This window comes from Streptomyces poriticola (assembly GCF_036689765.1).
GTDB lineage: Bacteria > Actinomycetota > Actinomycetes > Streptomycetales > Streptomycetaceae > Streptomyces > Streptomyces poriticola.
Genome location: NZ_JBAGKH010000080.1, coordinates 1 through 2548, shown reverse-complemented (window position 1 = coordinate 2548; position 2548 = coordinate 1). Strand labels below are relative to the sequence as shown.

The 2548-nt window shown below is 75.9% G+C and carries 1 protein-coding gene; it reads left to right on the top strand.

Translation table 11 applies throughout. The annotated features are described in order from the left end of the window. Positions 1–2548 (top strand): beta-ketoacyl synthase N-terminal-like domain-containing protein (locus V5O46_RS31515; RefSeq protein ID WP_332888156.1); only part of this gene is annotated, 2548 nt, incomplete at both ends.

Sequence of the window (2548 nt, the reverse complement as noted above, 5' to 3'; positions counted from 1 at the left end):
CATCGTCGCCCTGCGCAGCCGGGCGTTGACGGCGCTGGCCGGCACCGGGGGCATGGTGTCCGTCGGCGCCACGCCGGCCGACACCGAGGAGCTGCTGGCCGCTTGGGCGGACCGGGTGGTGGTTGCTGCCGTCAACGGCCCCGAGTCGGTCGTCGTCGCGGGTGAGGCCGTGGCGCTGGAGGAGTTCCTCGCGCACTGCGCCGACCGGGAGGTACGGGCCCGGCGCATCGCTGTCGACTACGCGTCGCATTCGGCGCTGGTGGAAGCCGTCCGCGACCGGCTGCTGGCCGACCTGGAGGGCATCCGGCCGGCCGAGGGCACGGTTCCGCTGTTCTCCACCGTGACGGGGGAGTGGACGGACGGCACGGCGCTGGACGCCGGCTACTGGTACCGCAACCTCCGCGAGCCCGTCCGCTACGCCGACGCCGTAGCCGCCCTGCTCGCCCAGGGCCACCGGGGCTTCATCGAGGTCAGCCCGCACCCCGTACTGACCATCGGCACCCAGGAGACCGTCGAGCGGACGGGAACCGGGGCCGTGGTCGTCGGTACCCTCCAGCGCGACCGGGCCGGCCTGCCGACCCTGCTGACCCACCTCGCCGAGGCCCACGCCCACGGCGTGCACATCGACTGGGCCGCCTTCTTCCAGGGCACCGGCGCCCACCCGGCCGACCTGCCGACCTACGCCTTCCAGCGCGACCGGTACTGGCCGCCCGTCGACGGCGCGGCGCGCCCGCTGCCCCCGGCCGCCGCCCCCGTCACACTCCCCGCGCAGCAGACCGCCGACGGCGACACGCCCTGGCGCGACTCCCTGGCCGGGCTGACCCCCGCCGGACGCCGGCACCGGGTCATGGACCTGGTCCGGCTCCGGACCGCCGCCGTACTCGGCCACGCCGACCCCGCCGCGATCGAAGCGCACCGCGGCTTCGCCGCCCTCGGCTTCGACTCCCTCGCCTCCCTCCGCCTGCGCACCGCGCTGACCGAGGCGACCGGCCTGACGCTGCCCAGCAGCGTCGTCTTCGACCACCCGAACCCGGCCGCCCTCACCGACCACCTCGTCACCCGGCTCGACGGCGCGCCCGTCCCGGACCGACCCGCCGTCCGCACCACCCCGGCCGACGAGCCGCTGGCCGTGGTCGGCATGGCCTGCCGCTTCCCCGGCGGCGTCACCGGCCCCGACGACCTGTGGCAGCTCCTCGCCGAGGGCCGTGACGTCATCGGCGACTTCCCCACCGACCGCGGCTGGGACCTCGACGGCCTCTACGACCCCGACCCGGACCGGGCCGGACACACCTACCTGCGCCAGGGCGGCTTCCTGCACGACGCCGCCGACTTCGACGCCGACTTCTTCGGCATCAGCCCGCGCGAGGCGCTCGCGATGGACCCGCAGCAGCGGCTGTTCCTCGAAGTCGCCTGGGAGGCGTTCGAGCGCGGCGGCGTCGACCCGCACGGCCTGCGCGGCAGCGCCACCGGCGTCTTCGCGGGCGTCACCGACCAGCGCTACGACTCACGGCACGGCGCGGTCGCCGGCGTGGACGAGGGACTGCTCGGCACCGGGAACTACGCCAGCGTGCTCTCCGGCCGGGTGGCCTACACCCTCGGCCTGGAAGGCCCGGCCGTCAGCGTGGACACCGCCTGCTCGTCCTCGCTCGTCGCCCTGCACCTGGCCGGCCAGTCGCTGCGCAGCGGCGAGTGCTCGCTGGCGCTCGCCGGCGGCGTGATGGTCATGTCGACCCCGCGTGCCTTCGTGGAGTTCTCCCGGCAGCGGGGCCTCGCCCCCGACGGCCGCTGCAAGGCGTTCGCCGCCGCCGCGGACGGCATCGGCTGGTCCGAGGGCGCGGGCGTGGTCCTGCTGGAGCGGCTGTCCGACGCCCGCCGCAACGGCCACCCCGTGCTGGCCGTGGTCCGCGGCTCGGCGATCAACCAGGACGGTGCCTCCTCCGGGCTCACCGCCCCCAACGGCTCGGCCCAGCAGCGGGTCATCCGCTCCGCGCTGGCCGCCGCCGGCCTCACCGCCGCCGACGTCGACGTCGTCGAGGCACACGGCACCGGAACCACCCTGGGCGACCCCATCGAGGCCAACGCCCTGCTGGCCACCTACGGCCAGGACCGCGAACAGCCGCTGTGGCTGGGCTCGCTGAAGTCCAACATCGGCCACACCGGCCCCGCGGCGGGCGTGGCCGGAGTGATCAAGACGGTGCTCGCGCTGCGCGCCGGCGAAGTGCCCCGGACCCTGCACGTGGACGCCCCCTCGTCGCACATCGACTGGGCCTCCGGCTCCGTCGAACTCGTCACCAGCACCGCCTCCTGGCCCCGGACCGACCGGCCGCGCCGCGCCGGCGTGTCGTCGTTCGGCGCCAGCGGCACCAACGCCCACCTCATCCTGGAGGAGGCCCCGGCAGACCCGGCCGCGCCCACACGTGCCGCCGCGCCGCGCTGGGTGCCCTGGCTGCTCTCGGCCCGCTCCCAGGCCGCCCTCGCCGAACAGGCCACCCGGCTCGCGAGCCACCTCGACACCCACCCCGACCTGGACCCGGTGGACGTCTCCTGG